Source organism: Pseudomonas abieticivorans (assembly GCF_023509015.1).
GTDB lineage: Bacteria > Pseudomonadota > Gammaproteobacteria > Pseudomonadales > Pseudomonadaceae > Aquipseudomonas > Aquipseudomonas abieticivorans.
Genome location: NZ_CP094975.1, coordinates 1066381 through 1091534, shown reverse-complemented (window position 1 = coordinate 1091534; position 25154 = coordinate 1066381). Strand labels below are relative to the sequence as shown.

General features: G+C 62.7%; 27 protein-coding genes. 18 read left to right on the top strand and 9 right to left on the bottom strand.

What is annotated here, in order from left to right:
• Positions 1-655: 655 nt before the first annotated feature.
• The 3 genes from L9B60_RS04790 to fliK all read right to left on the bottom strand — a co-directional run bounded on the left by L9B60_RS04790 (position 656) and on the right by fliK (position 2993).
• Positions 656-1012 (bottom strand): thioredoxin family protein, encoded by a 357-nt coding sequence (locus L9B60_RS04790; protein ID WP_249676847.1) that lies wholly within the window; start codon positions 1010-1012, stop codon positions 656-658.
• A 107-nt stretch (positions 1013-1119) separates the two neighbouring features.
• The gene (locus L9B60_RS04785) at positions 1120-1437 is read right to left on the bottom strand and encodes an EscU/YscU/HrcU family type III secretion system export apparatus switch protein (RefSeq protein ID WP_249676845.1); all 318 of its coding nucleotides are present in this window, start codon (positions 1435-1437) and stop codon (positions 1120-1122) included.
• Positions 1434-2993, bottom strand: coding sequence for a flagellar hook-length control protein FliK (fliK, locus tag L9B60_RS04780; RefSeq protein ID WP_249676843.1), 1560 nt, complete (start codon positions 2991-2993; stop codon positions 1434-1436). Before fliK ends, L9B60_RS04785 begins: the two co-directional genes overlap by 4 nt.
• A gap of 177 nt (positions 2994-3170) precedes the next feature.
• Here fliK and ccmA point away from each other — a divergent pair, with 177 nt between their 5' ends.
• The 10 genes from ccmA to L9B60_RS04730 are packed head-to-tail and all read left to right on the top strand — an operon-like array spanning position 3171 to position 10487.
• A complete protein-coding gene (ccmA, locus tag L9B60_RS04775) occupies positions 3171-3803 on the top strand; it encodes a cytochrome c biogenesis heme-transporting ATPase CcmA (RefSeq protein WP_283780563.1) in 633 nt (210 codons plus the stop codon).
• Positions 3800-4471: a heme exporter protein CcmB gene (ccmB, locus tag L9B60_RS04770; protein ID WP_249676841.1), complete on the top strand. Its 672-nt coding sequence runs from the start codon at positions 3800-3802 to the stop codon at positions 4469-4471. The genes ccmA and ccmB overlap by 4 nt, the downstream gene beginning before the upstream one ends.
• Positions 4472-4530: 59 nt before the next feature.
• Positions 4531-5289, top strand: coding sequence for a heme ABC transporter permease (locus L9B60_RS04765; RefSeq protein WP_249679657.1), 759 nt, complete (start codon positions 4531-4533; stop codon positions 5287-5289).
• A complete protein-coding gene (ccmD, locus tag L9B60_RS04760) occupies positions 5286-5462 on the top strand; it encodes a heme exporter protein CcmD (RefSeq protein WP_249676839.1) in 177 nt (58 codons plus the stop codon). The genes L9B60_RS04765 and ccmD overlap by 4 nt, the downstream gene beginning before the upstream one ends.
• Complete coding sequence (ccmE, locus tag L9B60_RS04755) at positions 5459-5902, top strand: cytochrome c maturation protein CcmE (protein ID WP_249676837.1); 444 nt, start codon at positions 5459-5461, stop codon at positions 5900-5902. The genes ccmD and ccmE overlap by 4 nt, the downstream gene beginning before the upstream one ends.
• Positions 5903-5913: 11 nt before the next feature.
• Positions 5914-7887 (top strand): heme lyase CcmF/NrfE family subunit, encoded by a 1974-nt coding sequence (locus L9B60_RS04750; RefSeq protein WP_249679656.1) that lies wholly within the window; start codon positions 5914-5916, stop codon positions 7885-7887.
• On the top strand, positions 7884-8420 hold the full coding sequence (locus L9B60_RS04745) for a DsbE family thiol:disulfide interchange protein (protein ID WP_249676834.1): 537 nt from the start codon (positions 7884-7886) through the stop codon (positions 8418-8420). The genes L9B60_RS04750 and L9B60_RS04745 overlap by 4 nt, the downstream gene beginning before the upstream one ends.
• Positions 8417-8887 (top strand): cytochrome c-type biogenesis protein, encoded by a 471-nt coding sequence (locus L9B60_RS04740; RefSeq protein ID WP_249676832.1) that lies wholly within the window; start codon positions 8417-8419, stop codon positions 8885-8887. Before L9B60_RS04745 ends, L9B60_RS04740 begins: the two co-directional genes overlap by 4 nt.
• Positions 8884-10089, top strand: a complete 1206-nt coding sequence (ccmI, locus tag L9B60_RS04735; protein WP_249676829.1) for a c-type cytochrome biogenesis protein CcmI — start codon at positions 8884-8886, stop codon at positions 10087-10089. Before L9B60_RS04740 ends, ccmI begins: the two co-directional genes overlap by 4 nt.
• Positions 10086-10487 (top strand): hypothetical protein, encoded by a 402-nt coding sequence (locus L9B60_RS04730; RefSeq protein WP_249676827.1) that lies wholly within the window; start codon positions 10086-10088, stop codon positions 10485-10487. The genes ccmI and L9B60_RS04730 overlap by 4 nt, the downstream gene beginning before the upstream one ends.
• 73 nt (positions 10488-10560) lie before the next feature.
• Here the strand turns inward: L9B60_RS04730 and L9B60_RS04725 are convergent, their stop codons facing one another.
• Together L9B60_RS04725 and L9B60_RS04720 are read right to left on the bottom strand one after the other, a co-directional pair.
• Positions 10561-10746 carry a DUF6316 family protein gene (locus tag L9B60_RS04725; protein WP_249676826.1) on the bottom strand — a complete coding sequence of 62 codons (186 nt, stop codon included), beginning with the start codon at positions 10744-10746 and terminating at the stop codon, positions 10561-10563.
• Positions 10747-10837: 91 nt separating this feature from the next.
• Positions 10838-12232 (bottom strand): class II fumarate hydratase, encoded by a 1395-nt coding sequence (locus tag L9B60_RS04720; protein ID WP_249676823.1) that lies wholly within the window; start codon positions 12230-12232, stop codon positions 10838-10840.
• Positions 12233-12404: 172 nt separating this feature from the next.
• On the opposite strand from L9B60_RS04720, the gene L9B60_RS04715 reads away from it, so the two are divergent.
• The 7 genes from L9B60_RS04715 (at position 12405) to L9B60_RS04685 (ending at position 20266) form a co-directional block, all read left to right on the top strand.
• Complete coding sequence (locus L9B60_RS04715; protein ID WP_249676822.1) at positions 12405-12938, top strand: DUF2059 domain-containing protein; 534 nt, start codon at positions 12405-12407, stop codon at positions 12936-12938.
• A gap of 12 nt (positions 12939-12950) precedes the next feature.
• The gene (locus tag L9B60_RS04710) at positions 12951-13244 is read left to right on the top strand and encodes a BolA family protein (RefSeq protein ID WP_249676819.1); all 294 of its coding nucleotides are present in this window, start codon (positions 12951-12953) and stop codon (positions 13242-13244) included.
• Positions 13245-13381: 137 nt separating this feature from the next.
• On the top strand, positions 13382-14320 hold the full coding sequence (gene trhO, locus L9B60_RS04705) for an oxygen-dependent tRNA uridine(34) hydroxylase TrhO (protein ID WP_249676817.1): 939 nt from the start codon (positions 13382-13384) through the stop codon (positions 14318-14320).
• A gap of 3 nt (positions 14321-14323) precedes the next feature.
• The gene (locus tag L9B60_RS04700; RefSeq protein ID WP_249676816.1) at positions 14324-14965 is read left to right on the top strand and encodes a DsbA family protein; all 642 of its coding nucleotides are present in this window, start codon (positions 14324-14326) and stop codon (positions 14963-14965) included.
• Complete coding sequence (locus L9B60_RS04695) at positions 14958-16790, top strand: ABC transporter ATP-binding protein (RefSeq protein WP_249676813.1); 1833 nt, start codon at positions 14958-14960, stop codon at positions 16788-16790. The genes L9B60_RS04700 and L9B60_RS04695 overlap by 8 nt, the downstream gene beginning before the upstream one ends.
• A gap of 168 nt (positions 16791-16958) precedes the next feature.
• Entirely contained in the window at positions 16959-19418 is a 2460-nt protein-coding gene (locus L9B60_RS04690) for an EAL domain-containing protein (RefSeq protein ID WP_249676812.1), read from the top strand.
• Positions 19419-19459: 41 nt separating this feature from the next.
• Positions 19460-20266 carry an iron-containing redox enzyme family protein gene (locus tag L9B60_RS04685; RefSeq protein ID WP_249676810.1) on the top strand — a complete coding sequence of 269 codons (807 nt, stop codon included), beginning with the start codon at positions 19460-19462 and terminating at the stop codon, positions 20264-20266.
• A 1-nt stretch (position 20267) separates the two neighbouring features.
• Here the strand turns inward: L9B60_RS04685 and L9B60_RS04680 are convergent, their stop codons facing one another.
• The 4 genes from L9B60_RS04680 to L9B60_RS04665 all read right to left on the bottom strand — a co-directional run bounded on the left by L9B60_RS04680 (position 20268) and on the right by L9B60_RS04665 (position 23847).
• Positions 20268-21008, bottom strand: coding sequence for a YciK family oxidoreductase (locus L9B60_RS04680; protein WP_249676808.1), 741 nt, complete (start codon positions 21006-21008; stop codon positions 20268-20270).
• Between the two features lie 62 nt (positions 21009-21070).
• Entirely contained in the window at positions 21071-21742 is a 672-nt protein-coding gene (mupP, locus tag L9B60_RS04675) for an N-acetylmuramic acid 6-phosphate phosphatase MupP (RefSeq protein ID WP_249676806.1), read from the bottom strand.
• A 2-nt stretch (positions 21743-21744) separates the two neighbouring features.
• Complete coding sequence (ubiG, locus tag L9B60_RS04670) at positions 21745-22443, bottom strand: bifunctional 2-polyprenyl-6-hydroxyphenol methylase/3-demethylubiquinol 3-O-methyltransferase UbiG (RefSeq protein ID WP_249676804.1); 699 nt, start codon at positions 22441-22443, stop codon at positions 21745-21747.
• A gap of 72 nt (positions 22444-22515) precedes the next feature.
• Positions 22516-23847 (bottom strand): TRZ/ATZ family hydrolase, encoded by a 1332-nt coding sequence (locus tag L9B60_RS04665; RefSeq protein ID WP_249676802.1) that lies wholly within the window; start codon positions 23845-23847, stop codon positions 22516-22518.
• Between the two features lie 106 nt (positions 23848-23953).
• Between L9B60_RS04665 and mtnA the strand changes: the two genes are divergently transcribed.
• On the top strand, positions 23954-25030 hold the full coding sequence (mtnA, locus tag L9B60_RS04660) for an S-methyl-5-thioribose-1-phosphate isomerase (RefSeq protein WP_249676800.1): 1077 nt from the start codon (positions 23954-23956) through the stop codon (positions 25028-25030).
• The last annotated feature ends 124 nt before the right edge of the window (positions 25031-25154 follow it).

Below are 25154 nucleotides of genomic sequence, written 5' to 3'. Positions count from 1 at the left end.
ATCGCTGCGGGGCTTCTGGTATACCGCGGTGCATTCTTCGCGGATGTATCCGCTCCTACAGAATGCGATGGCCTGTAGGAGCGGATTTATCCGCGAAAAGATCGCTGCGGGGCTGCTGATATACTGCGGTGCATTCTTCGCGGATGAATCCGCTCCTACAGAATGCGATGGCCTGTAGGAGCGGATTTATCCGCGAAAAGATCGCTGCGAGGCTTCTGGTATACCGCAGTGCATTCTTCGCGGATGAATCCGCTCCTACAGAATGCGATGGCCTGTAGGAGCGGATTTATCCGCGAAAAGATCGCTGCGGGGCTTCTGGCATACCGCGGTGCATTCTTCGCGGATGAATCCGCTCCTACAGAATGCGATGGCCTGTAGGAGCGGATTTATCCGCGAAAAGATCGCTGCGGGGCTTCTGGTATACCGCGGTGCGTTCTTCGCGGATGAATCCGCTCCTACAGAATGCGATGGCCTGTAGGATCGGATTTATCCGCGAAAAGATCGCTGCGGGGCTTCTGGTATACCGCGGTGCATTGTTCGCGGATGAATCCGCTCCTACAGAATGCGATGGCCTGTAGGAGCGGATTTATCCGCGAAAAGATCGCTGCGGGGCTTCTGGTATACCGCGGTGCGTTCTTCGCGGATGAATCCGCTCCTACAGGGAGCGACTCAACTCCCGCAGGGCAATGTTATTGGGTTCACTTTCGCCACCGACGACCTCGGTCATTGAGCCATTCTTGTCGATAAATAACTGGGTGGGCACTGCCGTGATTCCCAGGGGTCGCAAAAATGCCCCGTTACCCTCAGTGTTCAAGATATAGACGTCGATATTTTGATGCTCGCTTGCCCACCTCTCGAGGGTTTTCTGCATATCGCGGCAATTGCTGCAGCCCTCGGACTTGAGCATCACCACCCGGGGTTTGCCGGGCTTGAAGGTTAGTGAAGCGCCGTCGAACCCGGCCTTTTGCGTGAAATCTTCAAGTGTGGTGAGCGCGGTAACGCATGCGTCCATGGTGCTGCTCCTGTGCAGTGAATATCCATGGACTATTCAACTCTCATTGTTCTGGCAGTGTAACTGTCAGAAATACCAGTTCTGCTCAATGGGCGGCCTGCGCGTTTTCAACTGCCGGGGGTGATGTCGCGTTCCACCGGCGCCGGCGAGGGGTCGAACCCTTGCGGGTATTTCCCCTTCAGATTCCACGCAAACGCGATGATCTCGGCAATGGTCAGGTACAGCTCCTGCGGGATGCTGTCACCCAGTTCCAGCTTGGCCAACATCTTCACCAACTCGGCGTTTTCGTAGATCGGTACTTCGTACTGGCGGGCAATGGCCAAAATGGCCTCGGCCAGTTCGTCGTCGCCCTTGGCGGACAGTGTCGGTGCTTGTTGGCCATCGTAGGTCAGGGCGATGGCCTGGCGGGGCGCTTTGTGCTTCATGCTGTTTCGTCCACCCAGCGTTGTTCAACCGACGTGCGCGGGCCTTGCGGCGGCGTGCCCAGGTGGCAGTTCAATTCACCCACGTTCAAGCCCGAAGCCAGCAGGCGCTCGCGCAGGCTGCCCAATTGGCTTTCGATCAGGCTGGCGGTGCTGGCGCGCTCGGCCCACAACTGGCTGGTCAGGCTGCCGGCCAGCAGTTGCGCCTGAACTTGCAACGGGCCCAAGGGCTCGAGGTTGAAGGCCAGCTCCACGCGCCAGAGCTTTTCTTTCTGCTCGCGGGCTTCTTCACGCTCGGTGTCTTGTTGCTGTTGGGTGTCTTCGCGTTGCACCTTGACCTGCAACGGCACGATGTCCTGGTGGTTGCGCATGGGGATTTCCAGTTGCCAGGTGGTCTGCAGGCGGCCATCAGGGGTGGTGCCGGTTTGCTCAAGGCTCGCCAGTTGATGGCTTTGCAGGCGCGAGACCGCGGCGGCGGCCAGGCGCAGCAGGTGGTCCAGGTCGTTTTCGCCGTCAAACCCTGGCAGTGCCTTGCCGGCCAGTGGAAAGCTGCTGGCCTGGGGCTTTTCGCCGACCTGGCCAAGCATGCCCAAGGCGTTGCGCACGTAGCCTGGCAGCGATTGGCCCAACGTCGTGGCGGCGAGTGCCGGGTTGAACACGGTGTTGCTGGGCACCAGTTGGGCAATCAGGCGCAGCAGGCTGGTCTTCAGGTCTGGGCTGGCCTGCGGGTCGGCATCGGTCAGTAAGTTGGCTTCCAGGAACAGGCCGCTGTTGTTCAGCGCCAGGGCCACGGCCTTGGGGTCGGCCAGTTGGCGGATGTCTGGCAGCCCGGCCAGCAGGGCGTTGGCGCTGGCCCGCAGGTCGTCCGCTACCTGGGGGTTGCCGGCCAACGTCTGCAGGGCGCTGAACAGCCCTTGCAAAGAAGCCTGGCGCGCTTGTTGGGCGTTGAACTGCTGGCTGACTTCCAGTTGATCGAGACGGCCGCTCAAGGGCACGACATTCAATTGCTGCGCGCCTTGCACCTGGGCGGTCAGCAGGCTGCCGGGGCGCAGCGGTTGCGGGCTGTCCAGGGTCAGGGTACTGCCGGCCTGCACCGTGTTGAGTAAGGTCACCAGTGCCCGATAGACCGGCGGCAATGTGCCGCCCTGGCTCATTACCTGGCTGCTGACTACCTTGCCTTGCACCAGGGTGCCCACGGGCAGCTTTTGCGTGTCGATCTGGGTCAGGGTGGCCACGCCAGTGGCCTTGGCCTGTTGCACCACCACGGCCAGGGTACCGGCGGGCAATTGCGTGACACTGACCTGCGTGCCTTGGGGCAAGGCCTGGTTGCTGCTGGCCTGCACGGTGGTTTGCTGGCCGTTGGCCAAGGTCAGCTTGAGCGCCAGTTGGAAATCCTGGGGCGTTTGCTTGATGGCCACGACCTCGGCCTTGGCGCTGTCGCCAATGTCCAGCAGGCTGTCGAGCGGGGTCAGCAATTTCAGCACCTCGCCGCTGCTCACCGCGGCGCGCGTGGGCGCGGTGGGGAGCTGGGGGACGATACTGTTGATCTCACCGGTCATCGCTGTACAACCTATCGAAATTGCCATGATGGTCGCCGGACCTGGCATGTATAATGCCGATCCAACTTTGCCCAAGTCTTGTATACATTCAACACTGCGGGCGTTGCTCAGTATAACGGCCAGAACACAGCCTACTTGAAGGCCGCGGCAAACGTCATATTTTGATAAGGCAACTCCTTGACCCTTGAACTCCAAGCCCAGGCACTGGCATGCGAGCGCGATGGGCGGATGCTCTTCGAAAACCTCGATGTGCACCTGGCCCCTGGCGACATGCTGCAAATCAGCGGCCCCAACGGCAGTGGCAAGACCAGCCTGTTGCGCCTGCTGGCCAGCCTGATGCGGCCGACCGCAGGCACGGTGCTGCTCAATGGCAAGCCCTTGGGCCAGCAGCAGGGTGAGTTGGCCCGCAGCCTGTTGTGGATCGGCCATGCCGCGGGCATCAAGGACGTCCTCAGCGCCGAAGAAAACCTCGCCTGGCTGTGTGCCCTGCACCAGCCAGCCGGGCGCCAGGCCATCTGGCAGGCGTTGGCGGCCGTGGGCCTGCGCGGTTTCGAGGACGTACCCTGTCACACATTGTCTGCCGGCCAACAGCGTCGCGTGGCCCTGGCTCGGCTTTACTTGAACAGCCCGCCCCTGTGGATCCTAGACGAGCCGTTTACCGCTTTGGACAAGCAGGGCGTGGCGCAGTTGGAGCAGCACTTGGCCGCCCATTGCGAGCAGGGCGGCATGGTGGTGCTCACCACCCACCACACCCTGGGGCTGTTGCCCTCAGGCTATCGTGACCTGGACCTGGGGCAGTACGCCGTATGAGTGGGGTATTTGTCTCGTTGTTGCGCCGTGAAGCGCGCTTGCTGGTGCGCAGGCCTGCTGAGCTTGCCAACCCGCTGGTGTTTTTCGCCATCGTGATTGCTTTGTTTCCGCTGGCCGTGGGCCCGGAAAGCGAGTTGTTGAAAACCCTGTCCCCGGGGCTTGTGTGGGTGGCCGCCTTGCTGGCGGTGCTGTTGTCGCTGGACGGGCTGTTTCGCAGTGACTTCGAAGACGGTTCACTGGAACAATGGGTGCTTTCACCGCACCCGCTGCCCCTGCTGGTATTGGCCAAAGTGTTGGCGCACTGGCTGTTTTCCGGCCTGGCACTGGTGCTGTTGGCGCCCTTGCTGGCGTTGATGCTCGGTCTGCCGGCGGCGTGCCTGCCGGTGTTGCTGGCGTCGCTGCTGTTGGGCACGCCGGTGTTGAGTTTGCTGGGAGCGGTGGGCGCAGCCCTTACGGTAGGTTTGAAACGGGGCGGCCTGTTGCTGGCCCTGTTGATTTTGCCTTTGTACATCCCGGTGTTGATCCTGGGCAGTGGCGCCTTGCAGGCGGCGCTCCAGGGTATGCCGGCGACCGGTTTTCTGCTGTGGTTGGGTAGCCTGACCGCCTTGGCGGTAACCCTGACACCCTTTGCAATAGCCGCTGGCCTGAAGATCAGCGTCGGCGAATAATGAGGTCTGGCCCCATGGGGCCAGCAAAAGACCCAGGATGCACCGTGATGAATAGCAGCGTGATGAGCTGGACGTGGTTTCACAAGTTGGGTTCGCCCAAGTGGTTTTATGGTATCAGCGGGCGCTTGCTGCCCTGGCTGAGTATCGCCGCCGCGTTGTTGATCGGCATTGGCGTGGTCTGGGGCCTGGCGTTTGCGCCGCCGGACTACCAGCAGGGCAACAGCTTTCGCATCATCTATATCCACGTGCCGGCGGCCATGCTGGCGCAGTCCTGCTACGTGATGATCGCGCTGGCCGGCGTGGTAGGGCTGGTGTGGAAGATGAAGATCGCCGATGTGGCCGTGCAGTGCGCCGCGCCCATCGGTGCCTGGATGACCGCCGTGGCGCTGGTCACCGGGGCCATCTGGGGCAAACCGACCTGGGGCAGTTGGTGGGTGTGGGATGCACGCCTGACCTCGATGCTGATCCTGTTGTTCCTGTATTTCGGCCTGATTGCCCTGGGCCAGGCCATCAGCAACCGTGAAAGCGCGGCCAAGGCCTGCGCGGTGCTGGCTATCGTCGGGGTCATCAACATCCCGATCATCAAATACTCGGTGGACTGGTGGAACACCCTGCATCAGGGCAACACGTTCAGCTTTACCTCAAGGCCGCAGATGCCCTCTGAGATGTGGCTGCCGCTGCTGTTCACGGGCCTGGGCTTCTACTGTTTCTTCGGCGCCGTGCTGTTGATGCGCATGCGCCTGGAAGTGCTCAAGCGCGAAGCCCGCAGCAGTTGGGTCAAGGCCCAAGTGCTGAGCGAGTTGGAGGGCAAGGCATGAGTTTCGCTTCATTCGGCGATTTCCTCGCCATGGGCCATCACGCCCTGTACGTGTGGACGGCCTACGGCATCTGCCTGAGCGTGCTGGCGATCAACGTCGCCGTGCCCGTGCTGGCCCGCCGCCGTTACCTGCAAGAAGAGGCGCGTCGTTTGCGCCGGGAGAATGGCAAGTGAATCCGCTGCGCAAGAAACGACTGTTGATCATCCTCGGCCTGCTGGCCGGCGTCGCGGTGGCGGTGGGCCTGGCCCTGAGCGCCCTGCAGCAGAACATCAACCTGTTCTACACCCCTACCCAGATCGCTAATGGCGAGGCCCCCAAGGACACCCGCATCCGTGCCGGCGGCATGGTGGAAAAAGGCTCGCTGGTGCGTTCGGCCGACTCGCTGGACGTGCGCTTCGTGGTCACCGATTTCAACAAGGCCGTGACCATCACCTACCGTGGCATCCTCCCGGACCTGTTCCGCGAAGGGCAGGGCATCGTCGCCCTGGGCAAGATCAACCCCGATGGCGTGGTGGTGGCCGATGAAGTGCTGGCCAAACACGACGAGAAATACATGCCGCCTGAAGTGACCAAGGCGCTCAAAGACAGTGGCCAAGCCGGGGTAAGCCAATGAACGCCGCACTGATGGTTCCTGAACTCGGCCACTTGGCGATGATCCTTGCGCTGTGCTTTGCCCTGGTCCAGGCCAGCGTGCCGCTGCTGGGCGCCTGGCGCGGCGACCGCCTGTGGATGAGCCTGGCGCAGCCGGCCGCCTGGGGCCAGTTCGCCTTTTTGTTGTTTGCCTTTGGCAGCCTGACCTACAGCTTCATGACCGACGACTTTTCTGTCGGCTACGTGGCCAACAACTCCAACAGCGCCTTGCCCTGGTACTACAAGTTCAGCGCGGTGTGGGGTGCCCACGAAGGCTCGCTGCTGCTGTGGGCGCTGATCCTCGGTGGCTGGACCTTCGCCGTGTCGATCTTCTCCCGCCAGTTGCCGCAAGTGATGCTGGCGCGGGTGCTGGCGGTGATGGGCATGATCAGCACCGGCTTCCTGCTGTTCTTGATCCTGACCTCCAACCCCTTCGCGCGGATCTTGCCGCAGGTGCCCAGCAACGGCGCCGACCTCAACCCGTTGCTGCAAGACCCTGGCCTGATCATTCACCCGCCCATGCTATACATGGGCTACGTGGGTTTTTCGGTGGCCTTCGCCTTCGCCATCGCCGCCCTGCTGGGCGGGCGGTTGGACGCGGCCTGGGCGCGCTGGTCGCGGCCGTGGACCATCGTTGCCTGGAGCTTCCTGGGCATCGGCATCACCTTGGGTTCGTGGTGGGCGTACTACGAGCTTGGCTGGGGTGGCTGGTGGTTCTGGGACCCGGTCGAAAACGCCTCGTTCATGCCCTGGCTGGTGGGCACCGCGCTGATCCATTCCTTGGCCGTGACCGAGAAGCGCGGCGTGTTCAAAAGCTGGACGGTGTTGTTGGCCATCGCCGCCTTTTCCCTGAGCCTGCTGGGTACCTTCCTGGTGCGCTCCGGGGTGCTGACGTCGGTGCATGCCTTCGCCTCGGACCCTGCGCGCGGCGTGTTCATCCTGATCTTCTTGCTGTTCGTGGTGGGCGGCTCGCTCACCCTGTTCGCCTTGCGCGCCCCGGTGGTCAAGAGCCACGTGGGCTTTAACCTCTGGTCGCGCGAAACCCTGCTGCTGGGCAACAACCTGGTGCTGGTAGTAGCCGCCTCGATGATCTTGCTCGGCACCCTGTACCCGTTGGCGCTGGATGCCATCAGCGGGGCCAAGCTGTCGGTCGGCCCGCCGTATTTCAACGCACTGTTCGTGCCGTTGATGGGCCTGTTGATGGTGGTGATGGCGGTGGGCGTGCTGGTGCGCTGGAAAGACACCCCGGTGCAATGGCTACGCGGCATGCTCACCCCGGTGCTGATCGGTGCTGTGGTGCTGGCGCCCATCGGCGGGCTGTTGATCGATGATTTCGACTGGCAAGTGCTGACCGTGTTTGCCCTGGCCGCCTGGGTGCTGTTGGCCGGGGTGCGGGATATTTTCGACAAGACTCGCCACAAGGGCCTGGCCAAGGGCGTGCGGGCGCTGACGCGCAGCTACTGGGGCATGCAGGTGGCGCACCTGGGCATTGCCGTGTGTGCCATGGGCGTGGTGCTGTCGAGCAGCAACAGCGCCCAGCGCGACCTGCGCATGGCGCCCGGCGAGGCAATGGACCTGGGCGGTTACCACTTCATTTTCGACGGCGCGCAGCATTACCAGGGGCCGAACTTTACCTCCGATCGCGGCACCATTCGCGTCAGCAAAGACGGCCAGGAAGTGACCGTGCTGCACCCAGAAAAACGCCTGTACACGGTGCAGCAGTCGATGATGACCGAAGCTGGCATCGACGCAGGCTTCACCCGTGACCTGTACGTTGCCCTGGGCGAGCCGCTGGACAACGGTGCGTGGGCAGTGCGCGTGCACATCAAGCCGTTTGTGCGCTGGATCTGGTTCGGCGGCCTGCTCACCGGCCTGGGTGGTTTGTTGGCCGCGCTGGACCGGCGTTATCGGGTCAAGGTACGCGCCAAGGTGCGGGATGTGTTGGGCTTGAGTGGAGCGGGTGCATGAAGCGTTGGATTCTGTTGGTGCCACTGGCGCTGTTTCTGCTGGTGGCGGTATTCCTCTATCGCGGGCTGTACCTGGACCCGTCCGAGTTGCCGTCGGCGATGATCGGCAAGCCGTTCCCGGCCTTCAGCCTGCCCGCCGTGCAGGACGGCAAGCCCATGACCCAGGCCGACCTGATCGGCAAGCCCGCGCTGGTCAACGTGTGGGGCACCTGGTGCATTTCCTGCCGGGTCGAGCACCCGGTGCTGACCCAACTGGCCCAGCAGGGCGTGGTCATCTACGGGGTCAATTACAAGGATGACAACGCCGCCGCCCTGAAATGGCTGCAAGACTTCCACAACCCCTATGCCCTCAACATCAACGACGAGCAGGGCAGCCTGGGCCTGAACCTGGGCGTGTACGGCGCCCCGGAAACCTTCCTCATCGATGCCAAGGGCGTAATCCGCTACAAGCACGTGGGCGTGATCGACCAGACGGTGTGGCGTGAGCAACTGGCCGGGCTGTACCAGGGCCTGGTGGATGAGGCGCGGCCATGAAGCGTTGGTTGAGCGCGGCGTGTTTAAGCCTGAGCCTGGTGGGGGTGGCCCATGCGGCCATCGACACCTATCAGTTCAAGGACGACGCCGAACGGGATCGCTACCGTCAACTGACCCAGGAACTGCGCTGCCCCAAGTGCCAGAACCAGGACATCGCCGACTCTAACGCACCGATTGCCGCCGACCTGCGCCGGGAAATCTTCCGCATGCTGGGCGAGGGCAAGAGCAACCCGCAGATCGTCGACTTCATGGTGGACCGCTACGGTGAGTTCGTGCGCTACAAGCCGGCGCTAAGCGCCCGCACCTGGCTGCTGTGGTTCGGCCCCGGCGCCCTGCTGCTGGGCGGGCTGGTGGTGATCGGCGTGATCGTGCGCCGCCGCAAGGGCCAGGCGGCAGATGCCCCGGCCGACCTTTCTACCGATGAGCGTGCGCGCCTCGCCAACTTGCTGGATAAAGACCGCCCATGATTGAATTCTGGCTCGCTGCGGGGTTGCTGTTGCTGGTTGCCCTGAGCTTTCTGCTGATCCCTGTGCTGCGCGGCCGCCGTGCCCAACAGGAAGAAGACCGTACCGCCTTGAACGTCGCGCTGTATCAGGAGCGCATTGCCGAGTTGCAAGGCCAGGTGGAAGAGGGCGTGTTGAACGCCGCCCAACTGGACACTGGCAAGGCCGAAGCGGCTCGTGAACTGCTGGCCGACACCGAGGGTGCCGACGGTGCCCGGGTTTCGCGGTTGGGCAAACCGTTGCCGATAGTGGCCGCCGTGCTGGTGCCGGTCCTGGCCCTGGGCCTTTACCTGCACTACGGCGCGTTGGACAAGGTGGAGCTGACCACCGAGTTTGCCAAGCCGCCCACTTCCATGGCCGACATGACCCAGCGCCTCGAACGTGCCGTGGCGGCCCAACCGGACTCGGCAGAAGGGTTGTTCTTCCTGGGCCGCACCTACATGTCGCAAAACCGCCCGGCAGACGCTGCGCAGTTGTTCGAGCGCACCGTCAAGCTGGCCGGCCGCCAACCCGAAGTGCTCGGCCAGTGGGCCCAGGCGCTGTATTTTGCCGGCGACAAAAAATGGAGCCCGCAGCTGCAGTCGCTGACCGACGAAGCCTTGCAAGGCGATCCCAAGGAGGTCACCAGCCTGGGCCTGCGCGGCATCGCTGCATTCGAGGGTGAGCGCTATCAGGAAGCGGTGGATTATTGGCAGCGTCTGTTGGCGGTATTGCCGGCCGATGACCCGTCGCGCGCGGCACTTGAAGGCGGCATCAAGCGCGCTGCCGACAAGCTGGTGGCCGGTGGTGGCGCGCTTGCGCAAAAGCCCGCCGCGGCTACGGCGCTGATGAAAGTGCGGGTAGCCCTGGGGGCCGACCTCAAGTCCAAGGTGCAGCCGGGCGATAGCGTGTTCGTGTTCGCCCGCGCCGCCAGCGGCCCACCCATGCCGCTAGCGGTAAAGCGCATGACTGTCGCCGACCTTCCGGCGGACGTGCAGCTGGCCGATGCCGACGCCATGATGCCGCAAATGAAACTGTCCAACTTTCCTGAAGTCCAACTGGTTGCGCGCATCTCCCGTGCCGGCCAGCCGACCAAGGGCGAGTGGATCGGCCGCAGCCAGCCACTGGCCAGCAGCACCACTGCGCAGCAAAACCTGACCATCGACAGCCCGGACTCACAACCATGAAAACCTTGGTACGCCTTTCCCTATTGAGCCTGGTGGTGGCCCTGAGCGCCTGTACCAGCCATCGGCCTGCCGCGCCGTCCGGGCCGACCATCGAGCCACTGCCGGTGCCCGTACCGGCCCCGGTGCCAAGCACCAAGCCCAGCGCCCCGGCCACGCCTGCCGCCAAGCCAATGCCGCGCACCTCTGCCAGCTTCGCGCCGCCGCCGGGCGGTGCAAGCCATTGGGACCCGCGGTTAGGGGTGTACGTGCTGGAAACCCAGGAAGATGTGTATTACCGCCAACGTACCTACTACCGTTGGGACGGCGGCTGGAGCTGGTCGACCAGCCCGAACGGGCCTTGGCAATCTACCGACGGCAACGGCGTGCCGCCGGGGTTGGGGCGTTTGCACGCGCAGTAACCGTGCAGGGCCATTTTCGCGGATCAACCCGTCCCTGTAGGGACGGATTTGCCTGCGATCAAGGCGCCGCCATTCAAGCCCGTTTGCGCATGCGCTCCACATACTGATCGCACCCACGCTCAGCCTCTTCCCGGCTGTCATACGGCCCTTCCTGGGTGCGTTCCCGGGTCACGAAAAAGAACAGCCCGTTCTCGCGGGTTACCCGGTCACTTCGAAAGTGGGTGCTGGGGGCTTGATCTTGCGCGCGTTTGCCGAACATTGCTGCTCTCCAGAATGGATTAATCCTTTTGCCATAAAGGTTAGTCCAGCGCGGAGTTGGAGAGGTTCCGCGCCGATCAATGGCAAAAGGCCTAGCCGTTCTTGCCGACCCCCAGCATGTCCTGCGGCCGAACCCACTTATCGAACTCCTCGTCCGTCAGGTAGCCCAGCGAAAGCGCCGCTTCGCGCAGGGTCGTGCCTTCGCCATAGGCTTTCTTGGCGATTTCGGCCGATTTGTCATAGCCAATGTGTGGGTTGAGCGCCGTCACCAGCATCAAACCCCGTTCCAGGTGATCGGCCATTTGCTGGGGATCTGGCACGAGGCCCGCCACGCAGTGCGCCTGGAAGTTGCTGCAGCCGTCTGCAAGCAAAGTGATTGATTGCAGCAGGTTGTGAATAATCACCGGTTTGTACACGTTCAACTGCAAGTGGCCTTGGCTGGCGGCAAAGCCGATGGTCACGTCGTTGCCCAGTACCTGGCAGGCCAGCATGCTCAATGCTTCGCATTGGGTGGGGTTGACCTTGCCGGGCATGATCGAGCTGCCGGGCTCGTTGGCCGGCAACTTGATTTCGGCCAGGCCTGCACGGGGGCCGGAGCCCAGCAGGCGCAAATCGTTGGCCAGTTTCATCAGGGCCACGGCCAGGGTTTTCAAGGCGCCGGCCAGGGTCACCAGGGGCTCATGGCCAGCCAGGGCGGCAAACTTGTTTGGCGCTGTTATAAACGGAAGGCCGGATAACGCTGCCAGTTCAGCGGCGATCGCCTCGGAAAACCCATGGGGTGCATTCAACCCGGTGCCCACCGCCGTGCCGCCCTGGGCCAGCTCGCACACTGCGGGCAGTGCTGCACGGATGGCCCGCTGGGCATAGTCCAGCTGTGCGACATAGGCCGAGACTTCCTGGCCGAAGGTGATGGGCGTGGCGTCCATCATGTGGGTACGGCCCGTCTTGACCAGGTGCGTGTGGCGCGCCGACAGTTCGGCAAGCCCCGCCGACAATTCGGCGATGGCCGGCAGCAATTTGCTCTGCACGGCCTGCGCGGTGGCAATGCTCATGGCGGTGGGGAAGCAATCATTGGAGCTTTGCGAGCGGTTCACGTGATCGTTGGGGTGCACCGGCGATTTGCCGCCGCGGCCCTTGCCGGCCAATTCGTTGGCGCGCCCGGCGATCACCTCGTTGGCGTTCATGTTGCTTTGGGTGCCACTGCCGGTTTGCCATACCACCAGCGGGAATTGGTCATCCAATTGACCGTGCAGCACTTCGTCGGCGGCCTGTTCGATCAGCCGGGCGATGTCGGCAGGCAGGTCGCCGTTGCGGTCATTGACCCGTGCGGCAGCCTTCTTGATCAGCGCCAGGGCATGCAGCACGGGCAGTGGCATGCGTTCGTTACCGATGGCGAAGTTGATCAGGGAGCGCTGCGTCTGGGCGCCCCAATAGGCCTCTTCAGGAACTTCGACCTGCCCGAGGCTGTCAGTTTCAATACGGCTCATGCTGCTCACACTCCTTTATAAAGGTCCGGTTCCGCAGTTTAGGCCGCGTTTGCGTGCGTGGGTTCAACCGGTTTCATGTGCCGTCCGTAGCCCGGGGTTGAGCGAAATGCGTCCTTGGGCGCAGAATGATCGATTCTGGGGTTTTACCTCGCCTGCAAATTAAGGAAACTCGATGACCCGTCTTCGTGCCCTCTGTACCGCGGTTGCTCTGGTTTGCGCCAGCGGCTCGGTGCTCGCCGATACCGCCAGCCATAACGCCAGTGCCGAAAGCTTCCTGATGATGGCGCACGCCGACAAGCTGGGTACCCCTGTCTACATGCAAGTGCAGCAGATGTTCGCCCAGCGCTTCGAGCAAACCAAGGCGCCTGACTCCAAGCGCGCCCTGCTTGAAACCTACCAGGCCAAGGCCAACGCCGCCCTGGACCAGGCCATTGGCTGGCCGAAGCTCAAGCCGGACATGGTCAAGCTGTACACCGACACCTTCACCGAGCAGGAGCTCAAGGACCTGGTCAAGTTCTACCAGTCGCCACTGGGCAAGAAAGTCCTGGAGAAAATGCCGTCCGTGACCCAGCAATCCGCCCAGATCACCCAGCAAAAGCTGGAAAGCGCGGTGCCTGTGGTCAACAAACTGTTGGCTGACATGACCAACGAGCTGGCGCCGGCCAAACCTGCCGCCACCCCAGCTGCGCCGGCCAAAAAGCCGTAAGCGGAGCCGTTCATGCCCATGCAACAACGTATCGAGGGGGCCCTGGTGGCCCTCGCACCCCAGCATTTGCAAGTGCTTGATGAGAGCCACATGCACAGCCGGGGCCTGGAAACGCACTTCAAGGCCATTCTGGTCAGCGAACAATTCGCCGGCCTCAACAGCGTGAAGCGCCATCAAAAGGTCTACGCCACTCTGGGTGAGCTGATGGGGCAGTTCCATGCCCTGGCGCTGCACACCTACACGCCAGAGGAGTGGGTTAAGGTCGGGGCGGCGCCTGCGTCCCCCACCTGTGCCGGCGGTCATTGACCTGCGGCAACAAAAGGCCTGCGGATTTTGCTAAAATCCCGACGCGCCAGCGGATCACTCCGTTGGCGCGTTTTTTTATGAAGTTTATTTAATCCGGTCCGTCCTTTGCGAGGTCGACCACCTGGAGCGTTTTATCCATGACTCAGAAAATCGTCGTGGCGGCACTGTATAAGTTCGTCACCCTTGAAGATTACGTCGCCCTGCGCGAGCCCCTGTTGCAGGCCATGGTCGACAACGACATCAAAGGCACCCTGTTGATCGCCGAAGAAGGCATCAACGGTACCGTCTCTGGTAGCCGCGAAGGCATCGACGGCTTGCTTGCCTGGCTCAAGAACGATGCGCGCATGGACGACATCGACCACAAAGAGTCCTACTGCGACGAGCAGCCGTTCTATCGGACCAAGGTCAAGCTCAAGAAAGAAATCGTCACCCTCGGCGTGCCCGGCGTAGACCCCAGCCGCAAGGTGGGTACCTACGTCGAGCCCCAGGACTGGAACGCGCTGATCAATGATCCCGAGGTGTTGCTGATCGACACCCGTAACGACTACGAAGTGTCCATCGGCACCTTCCAAGGGGCGATCGACCCCAAGACCACCTCGTTTCGCGAGTTCCCGGATTACATCAAGGCCAACTTCAACCCGGCCGTGCACAAAAAGGTCGCGATGTTCTGCACCGGCGGCATCCGTTGCGAAAAAGCCAGCAGCTACATGCTCAGCGAAGGCTACGGCGAGGTATTCCACCTCAAGGGTGGCATTCTCAAGTACCTGGAAGAAGTGCCGCAGGAGCAAAGCAAGTGGCAGGGCGACTGCTTCGTGTTCGACAACCGCGTCACCGTGCGCCATGACCTGAGCGAAGGCGATTACGATCAATGCCACGCTTGCCGCACGCCCATCAGCGTCCAGGACCGCCAATCCGAGCATTACGTGGCCGGCATCAGCTGCCCGCATTGCTGGGACAGCCTGAGCGAGAAAACCCGCAAGAGCGCCATCGACCGCCAAAAACAAATTGAATTGGCCAAGGCACGCAACCAACCGCACCCCATAGGCCATAATTACCGCAAAGCTGCCGAGGTCTAAGCCATGCCCAATGCCGCCCGCCTGATCTACGTGATGGACCCGATGTGCTCCTGGTGCTGGGGGTTTGCACCAGTGGCCAAGGCCTTGATCGAGCAGGCGCGCGCGGCAGGCGTGCAAACCCACTGGGTAGTGGGCGGTTTGCGCACCGGCAGCGGTGCGGCATTGGACCCCACCAAGCGCAGCTACATCCTGGAACACTGGCAGGCGGTCACCGAGGCCACCGGCCAGCCGTTCACGCTGCAAGGGGCTTTGCCCGATGGTTTTGTCTATGACACCGAGCCCGCTTGCCGGGCCGTGGTCGCCGCCCGGGCGCTCGACCCGAGCGCCGTTGGGGCGTTGGTCGAATTGATCCAGAAAGCGTTCTATACCCAAGGCCGCGACGTGACCCAGGTACCGACGCTGGCGGAACTGGCCGAAGCCGCCGGCATCCCCCGTATCGAATTCGCGCAAGCGTTCCACAGCGCTGACGTGGAGCAAGCCACCGCGGCTGATTTCAGTTGGGTGCAGGACCTGGGCATCGCCGGGTTCCCAACGCTGCTTGCCGAGCGCAACGGCCAATTGGCGCTGTTGACCAACGGCTACCAGCCCCTCGACGCGCTGGCCCCCTTGCTGCATCGCTGGCTCGAGCGGGCGGCCCATGCTTGATTTACCCGGCCCCACGGACCTTCAACTGCGCCCGGAGCCGGTACAGCCAGACCGCTTGAGTTGGGCGCACATTCGGCAACTGGCCCTGCGGCACCGCAAATCCCTGTGGGTCGCCAACGGCGTGGCGCTGCTGGCCACCCTGTGCAGCGTGCCGATCCCGTTGCTGCTGCCCTTGCTGGTCGACGAAGTGCTGCTGGGCCATGGCGACACCGCGCTCAAGTTCATGAACCACGTGCTGCCGCCGGGTGCCCAAGTGGCCGCCGGTTACATCGGCCTGATGCTGCTGGTGACCTTCGTCCTGCGCTGCGGTGCGTTGCTGTTCAACGTGGTGCAGGCGCGGCTGTTTGCCGGGCTGGCCAAAGACATCGTCTATCGCCTGCGTATCCGCCTGATCGAGCGGCTCAAGCGCATCTCCCTGAGTGAGTACGAAAGCCTGGGCAGCGGCACCGTGACCACGCATTTGGTCACCGACCTGGACACCCTGGACAAGTTCGTCGGGGAAACCCTGAGCAAGTTCCTGGTGGCCGTGCTGACCCTGGTTGGCACCGCCAGCATTCTGATGTGGATGCATTGGAAGCTGGCATTGCTGATCTTGCTGTTCAACCCTTTGGTGATCTTTGCGACCGTGCAGTTGGGCAAGCGGGTCAAGCACCTCAAAAAGCTGGAAAACGATAGCACCTCACGCTTTACCCAGGCCTTGACCGAAACCCTGGAGGCCATCCAGGAAGTGCGCGCCAGCAATCGCCAGGGCTTTTTTCTCGGGCGTCTGGGCCTGCGTGCCCGCGAGGTGCGCGACTATGCCGTGGCCTCGCAGTGGAAGAGCGATGCCAGCGGGCGTGCCAGTGGCTTGCTGTTTCAATTTGGCATCGACATCTTCCGCGCCGCAGCGATGCTGACCGTGCTGTTCTCCGGCCTGTCCATCGGCCAGATGCTCGCGGTGTTCAGCTACCTGTGGTTCATGATCGGCCCGGTTGAGCAACTGCTCAACCTGCAGTACGCCTATTACGCTGCAGGCGGGGCGTTGACCCGGCTCAATGAACTGCTGGCCCGGGCCGACGAGCCGCAATACCCGGGTGGGGTGGACCCATTCAAGAATCGCGATACCGTGGGCATCCAGGTGCACGACTTGAGTTTCGGCTATGGCGAGGAGCGTGTGCTCGACCAGTTGAACCTGTCCATCGCCCCGGGTGAAAAGGTTGCCATCGTCGGTGCCAGTGGCGGCGGCAAAAGCACCCTGGTGCAACTGTTGTTGGGGCTGTACACCGCCGAGCAGGGCAGCATCCGATTCGGTGGCTCCACCCAACAGGAAATCGGCCTGGACACCTTGCGTGAAAACGTCGCGGTGGTGCTGCAGCACCCGTCGCTGTTCAACGACACCGTGCGCGCCAACCTGTCCATGGGCCGCGAGCGCAGCGACCAGGCCTGCTGGGATGCCTTGGCCATCGCCCAGCTCGACGCCACCATCCGCGCCTTGCCCCAGGGCCTGGACAGCGTGGTCGGGCGCTCGGGCGTAAGGCTATCGGGCGGGCAGCGCCAGCGCCTGGCGATTGCCCGCATGGTGTTGGCCGAGCCCAAGGTGGTGATCCTCGACGAGGCCACTTCGGCGCTCGACGCGGCCACCGAATACAATTTGCATCAAGCGCTTGCGCGTTTTCTGCAGGGGCGAACTACGCTGATCATTGCCCATCGCCTGTCTGCGGTTAAGCAGGCCGATCGGGTGTTGGTGTTCGACGGTGGGCGCATTGCAGAAGACGGGGATCATCAACAACTGATCGCCGACGGGGGCCTTTACGCCAGGCTCTATGGTCATTTGCAGCAGATTTGAATCAACTCTAGCTATCCATTTGGATAGGCCTGTAAAGTGCGGCGCTGAATAAAAAGTCATGCCTGTAAACGGGCACCCTTTGTACTTCTCGAAATTAGCCTAGTCTGTGCTGATGCGAGCAGGTTTTTACGCGGGTGGTTGTCTGGCGCTGCTGATGCAAGGGACCTCATGAAGCAAAATCGGACTCTCGAAACGCCACGGTTATTGGGCATCGTCTGGCCTTTCATCGCCGTCGTCCTGTTCCAGGCATTGCTGGGGTGCATCAGCCTTTATGCCCTGTCGGCCGTGCGTGGTTACGTGGCCGGCGAAAGCCTGTGGTCCAAGGGCCAGAAAGACGCCATTTACTACCTCAGCCAGTACGCCGACAGCCGCGACGAGCGCGCCTTCAAAAAATACATTGAGGTGATCGCCGTGCCGCAAGGCGGGCATGACCTGCGCATTGCCCTGGACCAGCCCGAGCCAGATCTGGTCGCCGCGCGCAAAGGCCTGTTGCAGGGTGGCAACCACCCCGACGACGTCAACAGCATCATCTGGCTGTACCTTAATTTTCGCCACTTCAGTTACCTGGAGCGGGCCATCGAGCGCTGGACGGTCGGTGACGGCTACCTGGTGCAACTCGACTCGGTCGCCCAGCAAATGCATCAAGGCATTTCCAGTGGCAAGGCCAACGCCGAAGACATCGAACGCTGGAAAGCGCAGATCCAGGCGATCAACGACGGTGTCACGCCCGCTGCCAAAGCGTTCAGCGACTCGTTGGGCGAGGGCTCGCGTTTCCTGTTGCGCCTGTTGGTATCGATCAACCTGGGCACCGCACTACTGCTGATCGCCTTGGCACTGTGGCTGACGGCGCGGCTGTTGTCGCAGCGGCATGCGTTCGCCACCGCCCTGCAGGTGGAAAAAGAACGCGCCCAGGTCACCCTGGCGTCGATCGGCGATGGGGTCATTACCACCGACGTCGACGGTGCCATCGCCTACATGAACCCGGCCGCCGAACAGCTCACCCACTGGAATGCCCAGCAGGCCAATGGCTTGCCGCTGGCGGCGTTGTTCAACCTGCTGGATGAAAACGCCGAGAAAGACAGCTTTACCCTGATCGAGCACATCCTGGGCGGTGAGCTCAAGGGCGGCAGCGAGCATGCCAAGCTGATCCAGCGCCTGGACGGCAGCACCGTGTCGGTCACCCTGGTGGGGGCGCCGATCTTCACCGATGGCAAGATCAGCGGCACGGTGCTGGTATTGCACGACATGACCCAAGAGCGCCAGTACATTGCCAACCTGTCCTGGCAGGCCACACATGACGCCTTGACGGGCCTGGCCAACCGTCGCGAGTTCGAATACCGCCTGGAGCTGACCCTGGCCAGCCTGGCCCGGCAACAGGGCCGCCACTCGCTGATGTTCCTGGACCTGGACCAGTTCAAACTGGTCAACGATACCTGCGGGCATGCCGCCGGGGACGAGTTGCTGCGGCATATTTGCACCTTGCTGCAGTCCGGCCTGCGCGAGGGCGACACCCTGGCGCGGCTGGGTGGCGACGAATTTGGCATCCTGCTGGAGAACTGCCCGCCCGAGGTCGCAGAGAAAATCGCCGAAACCCTGCGCCAGACCGTGCAGAACCTGCATTTCGTGTGGAAGGGGCGGCCCTTCGTCACCACCATCAGTATTGGCCTGGTACACATCACCCAGGCCCCGACCACCCTGGAATCGTCACTGCGTGCAGCCGACATGGCCTGCTACATGGCCAAGGAAAAAGGCCGTAACCGCGTGCAGGTGTACCACGCCGACGACACCGAACTGTCCATGCGCTTCGGCGAAATGGCCTGGGTGCAGCGTTTGCACATGGCACTGGAGGAAAACCGCTTTTGCTTGTACGCCCAGGAAATCGCCGCGCTGGGCCGCAGCGATAACCAGGGTGGGCACATCGAGATCCTGCTGCGCCTGCACGATGAAAGCGGCCGGGTGATCCTGCCGGAAAGCTTCATTCCGGCGGCCGAGCGCTACGGCTTGATGACCGCGCTGGACCGCTGGGTGGTGCATAACGTTTTCAAGGTCATCCAACAGTGCATGAACGAAGCCCCCAAGGGGCCACTGGCCATGTGCGCGATCAACTTGTCGGGCATCAGCATCGGCGACGACGAGTTCCTTGGTTACCTGCGCGAGCAGTTCCAGCGCTTTGCCATCGCGCCGCAGTTGATCTGCTTCGAGATCACCGAGACCGCGGCAATTTCCAACCTGGGCAGCGCCATCCGTTTTATCAACGAGCTGAAGAGTTTGGGCTGCAAGTTTTCTTTGGACGACTTCTGCGCCGGTATGTCCTCGTTCGCCTACCTCAAGCACTTGCCGGTGGACTACTTGAAGATCGACGGCAGTTTCGTCAAGGACATGCTCGACGACCCGGTCAACCGCGCCATGGTCGAGGTGATCAACCACATCGGCCATGTGATGGGTAAGCAAACTATCGCCGAATTCGTCGAAACGCCGCTGATCGAGCAGGCTTTGTTGGAAATCGGAGTGGATTACGCACAGGGATATCTGATAGAACGTCCACAGGTGTTCACCTGTGACAGCCTGCAACGTCGCGAAGGTCGCTCACGCCCATTGCTGTTCAAGGCGCCTGGCACCTTTCGTTAAGGGTGCAGGCTTGACTATCACTAATAACAAGGAGTCAGGCAGTGATCGAGGCGTTTACCCGGACCGGTCCGCTCATGGAGCCGACGAGCTACCCAGGCTGGGCCCAGCAATTGCTTCGCGACTGCAGCGAAAGCAAGCGTCGAGTGGTGGAGCATGAGCTGTACCGCAACCTGCGCGATGGCAGCCTGAGCCCCAAAACCATGCGCCAGTACCTGGTGGGTGGTTGGCCGGTGGTGGAGCAGTTTGCCCTGTACATGGCGCAAAACCTGACCAAGACCCGGTTTGCTCGCCACCCAGGCGAAGACATGGCCCGGCGCTGGCTGATGCGTAATATTCGCGTGGAGCTCAACCATGCCGATTATTGGGTGCACTGGTGCAATGCCCACGGCGTGAGCCTGGACGACTTGCAGGCGCAGGATGTGCCGGCAGAGTTGCAGGCCTTGAGCCATTGGTGCTGGCAAACCAGTTCCGCCGACCCGTTGATCATTGCCGTGGCGGCCACCAACTACGCCATCGAAGGCGCCACCGGCGAGTGGTCGGCGTTGGTCTGCTCCACCGGCAAGTATGCCGAGGCGTTCCCGGAAGAGGGGCGCAAGCGGGCGATGAAGTGGTTGCGCATGCATGCCCAGTACGATGATGCGCACCCTTGGGAGGCGCTGGAAATCATCTGCACCCTGGCCGGCAACTCGCCGACCCTGGCCTTGCAGGCCGAACTGCGCCGGGCCATTTGCAAGAGCTACGACTACATGTTCCTGTTTCTGGAGCGCTGCATGGAGCTGGAGCAGGGCCTGCGCAGCAACAGCCGCCCGCGCGCAGTGGTCGCGGCGGCGGCAGCTTCGCAACACTGAGTTACTGGGCGTTGAACGCCTGGCCGTTGATGCCGGTGCTGTCCGGCCCCATCAGGTACAGGTACACCGGCATGATCGCTTCGGGCAGCGGGTTGGTTTCCGGTGCCTCGGCCGGGTAGGCCTGGGCACGCATGCTGGTGCGGGTAGCGCCCGGGTTGATGCTGTTGGCGCGCACCGGGGCCACGCCGTCCAGTTCGTCGGCCAAGGTTTGCATCAGGCCTTCGGTGGCGAACTTCGACACCCCATAGGCACCCCAGTAGGCCCGGCCCTTGCGCCCGACGCTGCTGGAGGTGAACACCACCGACCCGTCCTGGGACAATTTGAGCAGCGGCAGCAGCGTGCTGGTGAGCATGAACATCGCGTTGACGTTGATGTGCATCACGCGCATGAAGTGCTCGCCGGAAAGTTGCTCCAGCGGCGTGCGCGGGCCAATGATCGAGGCGTTGTGCAGCAGGCCGTCGATGCGCCCGAACTCGTTTTCCAGCATGGCCGCCAGTTCATCGTACTGGTGGGGCAGGGCGGTTTCCAGGTTGAACGGAATCACCGCCGGCTGTGGGTGCCCGGCCGCTTCGATCTGGTCATAGACTTCGGTCAGGTTGGCTTCGGTCTTGCCCAGCAGCAATACCGTGGCGCCATGGGCGGCAAAGGTTTTTGCCGCGGCGGCACCGATGCCACGCCCGGCACCAGTGACCAGGATGACCCGGCCGGCGAGCAGGTCGGGGCGAGCGGTGTAGTCGAACATGTTCAGGCCTCGTGGAATTGAGGTGGATTTATTCACGAACCAAGCGCTGCAAAACTATCAGCTCAACACCCGCACAGCGCCGAATCCAGCACCTTGCGCAAATCCAGCGGCTGATCCACCACCACGTCGGCGCCCCAGTTGTTGGGGTTGTCCTCTGGGTGGATATACCCGTAGCGCACCGCCGCCGTGCGGGTGCCCGCGTCGCGGCCCGACTCGATGTCGCGCAGGTCATCGCCCACGAACAGCACGCTGGCCGGGTCCAGGTCGAGCATCTTGCACGCCAGGATCAACGGTTCGGGGTCGGGCTTGCTGTTTTTCACGTGGTCGGGGCAAATCAGCAGCGCCGAGCGCTCGGCCAGGCCCAGTTGCTGCATGATCGGCTCGGCGAAGCGCAGTGGCTTGTTGGTCACCACGCCCCACACCAGGTTGGCCTTCTCGATGTCGTCCAGCAACTCGGCCATGCCCTCGTACAACTTGCTGTGTACCGCGCAGTTGTCCTGGTAGCGGTCCAGGAACTCCAGGCGCAATTCCTCGAACCCAGGCGCTTGGGCAGGCATGGCAAAGGTGGCCGAGACCATCGCCTTGGCGCCCCCGGAGATGACGTCGCGAATCAGTTGCTCATCGATCGCCGGCAGCCCGCGTTCGGCGAGCATGGCCTGGCAGATGGCGACGAAGTCCGGCGCCGTGTCGAGCAGGGTGCCGTCCATGTCGAAAAGAACTGCTCTCAAGCGCATGCTTATTCCTCGCGAAGGGTCTGGATCATGTAGTTGACGTCTACATCGCTGCCCAATTTATAGTGCTTGGTCAGCGGGTTGTAGGTCAGCCCGATGATGTCCTTGACCTGCAGGCCGGCCGAACGGCTCCAGGCGCCCAATTCGGAGGGACGGATGAATTTCTTGAAGTCGTGGGTACCGCGCGGCATCAGCTTGAGGATGTACTCGGCACCGATGATCGCGAACAGGTACGACTTGGGGTTGCGGTTGATGGTGGAGAAGAACACCTGGCCGCCTGGCTTGACCATGCGGTAGCAAGCACGAATGACCGAGGAAGGGTCGGGCACGTGCTCGAGCATTTCCAGGCAGGTGATCACGTCGAACTGCTCGGGCATTTCTTCGGCCAGGGCCTCGGCGGTGATCTGCCGGTACTCGACCTGCACGCCAGATTCCAGTTGGTGCAGTTGGGCGACGGCCAGCGGCGCCTCGCCCATGTCGATCCCGGTCACCGTGGCGCCGCGCTGGGCCATTGCTTCACTGAGGATGCCGCCGCCGCAGCCCACGTCCAGCACCTTTTTGCCGGCGAGCTTGGCGCGCTCATCGATCCAGTTGACGCGCAACGGGTTGATGTCGTGCAGGGGTTTGAACTCGCTCTCGCGGTCCCACCAGCGGTGGGCCAGGGCTTCGAATTTAGCGATTTCAGCGTGGTCGACGTTGCTCATGGGGTGTCCTCTAAGCTTTGCAAATCGGGGTTCTGGCCGGCTGGATGGGCATTGGACCCCCAGCCGGATGGATTATTCGTTCGTGCCGCCAATGCGCTGGCCCCAGGCTTGGGCTCGGGCGATCAGGTCGGCTTCGTTCATGCGGGTCAGGGTGCGGTTGTCGAGCAACTGCTTGCCGGCCACCCACACGTGCTGCACGCAGTCGCGGCCGGTGGCGTAGATCAATTGCGACACCGGGTCGTAGATCGGTTGCTGGGCAAGGCCGGACAGGTCGAAGGCGGTGATGTCGGCCGCCTTGCCCAGTTCCAGTGAGCCGACACAGGCTTCCAGGCCCAGCGCCCGGGCGCCGTTCAAGGTGGCCATGCGCAGGGCGCGATGGGCATCCAGGGCGGTGGCGGAACCGGCCACGGCCTTGGCCAGCAAGGCTGCGGTGCGGGTTTCGCCCAGCAAGTCCAGGTCGTTGTTGCTGGCGGCGCCATCGGTACCCACGGCGACGTTGACCCCGGCCTGCCACAGGCGCTCGACTGGGCAAAAACCACTGGCCAGCTTCAGGTTGGACTCGGGGCAGTGCACCACGCTGGTGTTGGTTTCCACCAGCAACGCCAGGTCGTCGTCGCTGATCTGGGTCATGTGCACGGCCTGGAACCGCGGGCCCAGCAAGCCCAAGCGCGCCAGGCGTTGCAGCGGCCGCTCGGCGGTCTGTTCGACGGCTTGTTGCACCTCGAAGGCGGTTTCGTGCACGTGCATGTGGATGGCCGCATCCAGTTCGTCGGCCAACACGCGGATTTTTTCCAGGTTCTCGTCGCCCACGGTATAAGGGGCGTGCGGGCCGAAGGCGATGGCAATGCGCGGGTGGTGGCGCAAGTCGTTGTACAGCTCAACGCCCTTGTGCAGCGCTTCGTCGGCGTCGCGGGCGCCAGGGATCGGGAAGTCCAGTACCGGCACGGTGATTTGTGCGCGCATGCCGCTTTCGTGCACGCGCTCGGCGGCCGCGTCGGGGTAGAAGTACATGTCCGAGAAACAGGTGATGCCGCCCTTGAGCTGTTCGGCAATGGCCAGGTCCGTGCCGTCGCGCACGAACGCCTCGGTCACCCAGCGCGCTTCGGCCGGCCAGATATGGTTTTCCAGCCAGGTCATCAGCGGCAGATCGTCGGCCAGGCCGCGGAACAGGGTCATCGCGGCATGGCCGTGGGCGTTGATTAGGCCGGGGCTGAGCAAGACGCCTGGCAATTCGCGCACCTCGGTGCACTCAAGGCGCAAGGCAGCCTCGCGTGGGCCGATATAGGCGATGATGCCGTCACGGATGCCCAGCGCGTGCTCCTTGAGTATCACCCCGGCCGGTTCGACAGGCACCAGCCAGGTCGGCAGGAGCAAAAGGTCGAGAGGCGCGGCGCGGTTGGGCATGGCTGGTATCCGGTGCTTTTGAACGGTGATGGCGAAGTATACCCGAGCGTCTTGGCCGGGGGCTCGCTATAATCGACCGCTTTTGATACAGAGTTTGGGGAAGGGCATGCGCGATCGACTGCTGGCGGCGGAAAAAGTAAAAGCCATTGATTGGCGTGATGGCGCCCTGTACCTGCTCGATCAGCGCGCTCTGCCTTTTGAAGAAACCTGGCTGGCCTATACCGATGCCGCTGGCGTGGCACAAGCGATCAAACAGATGGTGGTGCGCGGTGCGCCGGCCATCGGTATCAGCGCGGCCTATGGTTTGGTGTTGGCCGCGCGCAAACGTTTCGCAGCCGGCGGTGACTGGAAGGCGGCGCTGGAGGCCGACTTCAGCGTACTGGCCGGCTCGCGCCCCACGGCCGTCAACCTGTTCTGGGCCTTGAACCGCCTGCGCGAACGCCTGGACCGCCTCAAGCCAGCCGATGACGCGTTGGCAGCCTTGGAGGCAGAAGCCATCGCCATCCATGAAAGCGATCGCGAAGCCAACCTGACCATGGCGCAATTGGGCGTGGACCTGATTCGCAAGCACCAGGGCAACGTGCAGGCCCTGCTGACCCACTGCAACACCGGTGCCTTGGCCACCGGCGGCTTCGGCACGGCGCTGGGGGTGATTCGTGGCGCCTGGCTCGAAGGCATGGTCGAGCGTGTTTACGCCGACGAAACCCGCCCTTGGCTGCAGGGCTCGCGCCTGACGGCCTGGGAGTTGGCCAACGAAGGCATTCCAGTCACCGTCAACGCAGACTCGGCCGCCGCGCACCTGATGAAGACCAAGGGCATCACCTGGGTCATCGTCGGCGCCGACCGCATCACCGCCAACGGCGATGTGGCCAACAAAATCGGCACTTATCAATTGGCCGTCACCGCCATGCACCATGGCGTGCGCTTCATGGTCGTGGCGCCCAGCTCCACCATCGACATGAGCCTGGCCAGCGGCGAAGAGATCCCGATCGAAGAGCGCGACGGCAGTGAATTGCTGGAAATCGGCGGCAAGCGGGTAGGGGCGGATGTTGAGGCCTTCAACCCAGTGTTCGACGTGACCCCTGCCGACCTGATCGATGCGATCGTGACCGAAAAAGGCATCGTGGAGCGCCCCGATACCGCCAAAATGGCATTGTTGATGTGCCGCAAGCGGTTGCACTAACTGTAGGAGCGGATTCACCCGCGAAAAACCCACCGCGCAGGCTCAGGCGTAGCTCGCTCCCTGGAAGTCGACTGTTGTTATTAGATTGGCTCTGACTGTAGCTACCCCAATATCAATAGTTCAC

Bases quoted from the DNA above. Each gene is read 5' to 3' on its own strand.
- L9B60_RS04790 (WP_249676847.1), bottom strand. From the start codon at position 1,012: ATGGACGCATGCGTTACCGCGCTCACCACACTTGAAGATTTCACGCAA.
- L9B60_RS04785 (WP_249676845.1), bottom strand. From the start codon at position 1,437: ATGAAGCACAAAGCGCCCCGCCAGGCCATCGCCCTGACCTACGATGGC.
- fliK (WP_249676843.1), bottom strand. From the start codon at position 2,993: ATGACCGGTGAGATCAACAGTATCGTCCCCCAGCTCCCCACCGCGCCC.
- ccmB (WP_249676841.1), top strand. From the start codon at position 3,800: ATGAGTGGGGTATTTGTCTCGTTGTTGCGCCGTGAAGCGCGCTTGCTG.
- ccmD (WP_249676839.1), top strand. From the start codon at position 5,286: ATGAGTTTCGCTTCATTCGGCGATTTCCTCGCCATGGGCCATCACGCC.
- L9B60_RS04750 (WP_249679656.1), top strand. From the start codon at position 5,914: ATGGTTCCTGAACTCGGCCACTTGGCGATGATCCTTGCGCTGTGCTTT.
- L9B60_RS04745 (WP_249676834.1), top strand. From the start codon at position 7,884: ATGAAGCGTTGGATTCTGTTGGTGCCACTGGCGCTGTTTCTGCTGGTG.
- L9B60_RS04740 (WP_249676832.1), top strand. From the start codon at position 8,417: ATGAAGCGTTGGTTGAGCGCGGCGTGTTTAAGCCTGAGCCTGGTGGGG.
- ccmI (WP_249676829.1), top strand. From the start codon at position 8,884: ATGATTGAATTCTGGCTCGCTGCGGGGTTGCTGTTGCTGGTTGCCCTG.
- L9B60_RS04730 (WP_249676827.1), top strand. From the start codon at position 10,086: ATGAAAACCTTGGTACGCCTTTCCCTATTGAGCCTGGTGGTGGCCCTG.
- L9B60_RS04725 (WP_249676826.1), bottom strand. From the start codon at position 10,746: ATGTTCGGCAAACGCGCGCAAGATCAAGCCCCCAGCACCCACTTTCGA.
- L9B60_RS04720 (WP_249676823.1), bottom strand. From the start codon at position 12,232: ATGAGCCGTATTGAAACTGACAGCCTCGGGCAGGTCGAAGTTCCTGAA.
- L9B60_RS04715 (WP_249676822.1), top strand. From the start codon at position 12,405: ATGACCCGTCTTCGTGCCCTCTGTACCGCGGTTGCTCTGGTTTGCGCC.
- L9B60_RS04710 (WP_249676819.1), top strand. From the start codon at position 12,951: ATGCCCATGCAACAACGTATCGAGGGGGCCCTGGTGGCCCTCGCACCC.
- trhO (WP_249676817.1), top strand. From the start codon at position 13,382: ATGACTCAGAAAATCGTCGTGGCGGCACTGTATAAGTTCGTCACCCTT.
- L9B60_RS04700 (WP_249676816.1), top strand. From the start codon at position 14,324: ATGCCCAATGCCGCCCGCCTGATCTACGTGATGGACCCGATGTGCTCC.
- L9B60_RS04695 (WP_249676813.1), top strand. From the start codon at position 14,958: ATGCTTGATTTACCCGGCCCCACGGACCTTCAACTGCGCCCGGAGCCG.
- L9B60_RS04690 (WP_249676812.1), top strand. From the start codon at position 16,959: ATGAAGCAAAATCGGACTCTCGAAACGCCACGGTTATTGGGCATCGTC.
- L9B60_RS04680 (WP_249676808.1), bottom strand. From the start codon at position 21,008: ATGTTCGACTACACCGCTCGCCCCGACCTGCTCGCCGGCCGGGTCATC.
- mupP (WP_249676806.1), bottom strand. From the start codon at position 21,742: ATGCGCTTGAGAGCAGTTCTTTTCGACATGGACGGCACCCTGCTCGAC.
- ubiG (WP_249676804.1), bottom strand. From the start codon at position 22,443: ATGAGCAACGTCGACCACGCTGAAATCGCTAAATTCGAAGCCCTGGCC.
- L9B60_RS04665 (WP_249676802.1), bottom strand. From the start codon at position 23,847: ATGCCCAACCGCGCCGCGCCTCTCGACCTTTTGCTCCTGCCGACCTGG.
- mtnA (WP_249676800.1), top strand. From the start codon at position 23,954: ATGCGCGATCGACTGCTGGCGGCGGAAAAAGTAAAAGCCATTGATTGG.